Origin of the sequence: Paraburkholderia sp. (assembly GCF_049581445.1) — a bacterium.
Classification (GTDB): domain Bacteria; phylum Pseudomonadota; class Gammaproteobacteria; order Burkholderiales; family Burkholderiaceae; genus Paraburkholderia.
Map to the genome: position 1 here is coordinate 1 of NZ_JBAURZ010000073.1, position 3,830 is coordinate 3,830.

Genomic DNA, 3,830 nt, shown 5'->3' on the forward strand with positions numbered 1-3,830 from the left:
GCCCAGCCGGTGCAGGCGCGGCACCGGTCGTGGCTGCAGATGCCCCACCCGCCGGAGCGGCGGCACCACTCTCGCTATCGTCATACTTCGGCAACGCCGCATTGTCGCCATAGTCCGGCAACGCACCAGCGGCAGCGGAACCGCCCTTACCCTGCGACAGCAAATAACTGCGACGCTGCAGATAAGCGTTACGCACGAACGAATACTTGTCGAGCGCGGCGCCTTCGAGTACATCGCTCGCACCCAGCAGGTTAGCGCGCGTATTGACGATGTTCACGCCATACAGCGCCCAGCTTAGGCCGTCCGGATGAACGTACGACAACGGATTGATATAGTAAGCGCCAATCGAACCCACCGCGTCACGCACCGTGCTCGGGCCGAACAGCGGCAGCACAAGGTACGGACCAGCAGGCACGCCGTAGTGGCCGAGCGTAAGGCCCAGGTCGTTGTCGTGCTTGGGCAGCTTCGCCAACGTAGCCACGTCGAACAGGCCGCCCACACCGAAGGTCGTGTTGATCACGATCCGCATGATGTCTTCGACGCCATCCGTGATCTTCAACTGCAGCAGGTTGTTTGCCGCGACGTAGACGTCGCCGATATTCGAGAAGAAGTTGGTGACGCTGTCGCGAACCGGCTGCGGCGTGATCTTGACGTAGCCTTTCGCCACCGGCTTCAACGCGTATTGGTCGACCTTGTCATTGAAGGTGAACAGCGTACGGTTCAGGCCTTCGAGCGGATCGCCCTTGGTTGGCGTCTGGACGGTGGTGCAGCCGGCCAGCATCGCCGCGGCTAGCGCCAGCGCCGAGATACGGACGCGCATGGTCTGCATTCTTGTTCTCCTTATTGACCGGACGCGCCCGATGCGGGAACTGCCGGTGCCGGCACCGCCGGCGCGGGGGCTGCAGCAGGTGCGCCCGTTTTGGCCGCGCCAGAGTCCGCCGCCTTGCTATACAGGAATTGTCCAATCAGGTTCTCGAGCACGATGGCCGACTGGGTCATCGAGATCGTGTCCCCTGCTTTCAGCATTTCGCTGTCGCCGCCCGGCTCAAGACCGATGTATTGCTCGCCAAGCAAGCCCGCGGTCAGGATCTTCGCCGAGGTGTCCTTCGGAAACTGGTATTGCTTGTCGAGGTCGATGGTAACCAGCGCTTGATACGAATTCGTGTCGAAGCTGATCGAATCCACCCGTCCAACCGTCACACCCGCGCTTTTCACCGGCGCGCGTGCCTTCAGACCACCGATATTGTCGAACTTGAGTTTGACCGGGTAAGTTGCCTGAAACGACAACGAGCTCATGTTGCCGGCTTTCAGCGCGAGAAACAGCAGCGCCACGAAACCCAGCACCACGAACAGGCCGACCCAGAAGTCGAGAGCAGTCTTTTTCATCGTCATCCCAAAGAGAATCCATTGCGCTGGCAGCGCTTTCCGCACGACGCGAGGAGGTCAACACCCGCGGCGGGAAACGTGCAGCGCAGTTTTTTAGCCGAACATCAATGCGGTCAGCAGGAAATCGAGGCCGAGCACCGCGAGCGATCCGTACACGACCGTCTTGGTCGTGGCACGCGAGACGCCCTCCGGTGTCGGTTTGGCTTCATAGCCCTGAAAGAGCGCGATGAACGTCACCGCGAAGCCGAACACAATACTTTTGATCACGCCGTTGCCAACGTCTGCCCACACGTCCACGCCGCCTTGCATCTGCGACCAGAACGAGCCGGCGTCTACCCCGATCATGAGCACACCCACCACGTAACCGCCAAACACGCCGACTGCGCTGAAAATGGCGGCCAGAATCGGCATGGAGATGATGCCCGCCCACAGCCGCGGCGCGATCACAATCTTGACCGGGTCCACCGCCATCATTTCCATTGCGGTCAATTGCTCACCAGCTTTCATCAAACCAATCTCGGCCGTGAGCGACGTGCCGGCCCGGCCTGCAAACAGCAGCGCCGTGATCACCGGCCCCAGTTCCCGCACCAGCGAGAGCGCCACCAACAACCCAAGCGCCTGCTCGGAGCCGTAGCGATTGAGCGTGTTGTAGCCCTGCAAGCCGAGCACGAAGCCCACGAACAGGCCCGACACCGCAATGATCACCAGCGAATAATTACCGACGAAGTGGATCTGCTTCGTGACAAGGCGCGGACGGCGCAGCAGCGGGAAAAGCTGAAGCACGAGGCGCAGGAAGAGGCGTGTGGCATAGCCGGCCGTTTCCAGCCCGCCGACCACCGAGCGTCCAATCGTACTGATCATGCCTGCCCTCCGCCGATGCCGAAGTCAGCCGCGAGCGGCGTGTTGCTGGGATAGTGGAACTTGAACGGGCCGTCCGGCGCGCCATCGATGAATTGGCGCACCGTCGGGTCCGTCGACGCGCGCAATTGATCAGGCGTGCCTTCAGCATGGACACCGCCGTTGGCGATGAAATACACGTAATCAGCGATGGCGAAGGATTCCGGCACATCGTGCGTCACCAGAATCGAGGTGGCGCCCAATGCCCGATTCAGCGCGCGAATCAGATTGGCCGTGATGCCGAGCGAAATGGGATCGAGGCCGGCGAACGGCTCGTCGTACATCATCAGTTCAGGGTCGAGTGCGATGGCGCGGGCCAGCGCCACGCGTCGCGCCATGCCGCCGGAAATCTCGGACGGCGCCAGGTCACGGGCACCGCGCAGGCCAACGGCATTGAGCTTCATTAGCACCAGGTCGCGGATCAGTTCTTCGGGAAGGTCAGTGTGCTCGCGCAGCGTAAAAGCTACGTTTTCGAACACCGACATGTCGGTGAACAGAGCGCCGAACTGGAACAACATGCCCATTTTGCGACGCAGGGCGTACAGCCCGTCGCGCGTCTGCGCGCCGATGTCCTGCCCCTGGAAGAGAATCTGGCCGCGCTGCGCCTGCACCAGGCCGCCGATGAGCCGCAGCACCGTAGTCTTGCCGCAACCCGAGCCGCCCATGACCGCGACAACCTGGCCGCGCCCAAAGCGCAGGTTCAGGTTGGACAGGACGAGCCGGTCGCCATAACCGAAGTCGACGTCACGTAGCTCGAGAAGAGTCTCGGGGGTGGAAGGCACGAAGCTGACAATCCTTTTACACAGAAGGCCGGATTATAGGGCCATCGTGCAAAAGCTGCCGTGACGCGCCCTGTCCCAGAAAAACAGGGACGACGCGATTATTGCGTAAACCCTTGTTGCATAGCAGAAACCGCGGCAGCCGGATCTGCCGCCTCGGTGACGGCCCGCACCACCGCCGCGCTGCCGACGCCTGTCGCCAGGACCTGCGGCATGACCTGCCGGTCAATCCCGCCAATTGCAACGAGCGGCACCACCCCTTCGAGCAGCCGTACATAGCGGGCAAGACGCGTCAAACCCTGCGGTGCCGTCGGCATCACCTTGGTGGTGGTCGGGAAAACGGCGCCAAGCGCGATGTAGCTGGGCTGGAAATGCAGCGCTGTCAGGATTTCATAGTAGCCATGCGTCGACAGACCGAGCCGCACACCTGCTGCGGCGAGCGCGCCGAGGTCCGCCTTGTGCAGGTCTTCCTGGCCGAGATGAACGCCATACGCGCCGGCCTCTAGCGCGGCCTGCCAGTGATCGTTGATGAACACCTGGGCGTCGTGCTGGCGTCCCGCCGCGACGCAGCGGACGATTTCCTGCGCCAGCTCGCTTGGCTCTGCCGTCTTGCGACGCAACTGGACGGTCTTCACGCCATAGCCGACCACCCGCTCGACCCACTCCGCGCTCGGCAGAACCGGGTAGAGACCGAGGCGCGCCGGACAGCGCGCGAATGCCTGCGCTGGCGCGGCCGGCAAACCGGTCACGCGCGGAAATTTCGTCAGG

At 62.6% G+C, this 3,830-nt stretch carries 5 protein-coding genes; all 5 read right to left on the bottom strand.

From position 1 onward, the window contains the following. On the bottom strand, nucleotides 1-829 hold an 829-nt coding region (locus tag WCA85_RS05635; protein ID WP_424062182.1), incomplete at its 3' end, for an MlaA family lipoprotein. A gap of 11 nt (nucleotides 830-840) precedes the next feature. Further along, on the bottom strand, nucleotides 841-1,386 hold the full coding sequence (gene mlaD, locus WCA85_RS05640; RefSeq protein ID WP_424062183.1) for an outer membrane lipid asymmetry maintenance protein MlaD: 546 nt from the start codon (nucleotides 1,384-1,386) through the stop codon (nucleotides 841-843). 93 nt (nucleotides 1,387-1,479) lie between these two features. Further along, a complete protein-coding gene (mlaE, locus tag WCA85_RS05645) occupies nucleotides 1,480-2,247 on the bottom strand; it encodes a lipid asymmetry maintenance ABC transporter permease subunit MlaE (RefSeq protein WP_424062184.1) in 768 nt (255 codons plus the stop codon). After that, nucleotides 2,244-3,065 carry an ABC transporter ATP-binding protein gene (locus tag WCA85_RS05650; protein ID WP_424062185.1) on the bottom strand — a complete coding sequence of 274 codons (822 nt, stop codon included), beginning with the start codon at nucleotides 3,063-3,065 and terminating at the stop codon, nucleotides 2,244-2,246. The genes mlaE and WCA85_RS05650 overlap by 4 nt, the downstream gene beginning before the upstream one ends. Before the next feature lie 98 nt (nucleotides 3,066-3,163). Further along, nucleotides 3,164-3,830 (bottom strand): thiamine phosphate synthase (gene thiE, locus WCA85_RS05655; RefSeq protein WP_424062186.1); only part of this gene is annotated, 667 nt, incomplete at its 5' end.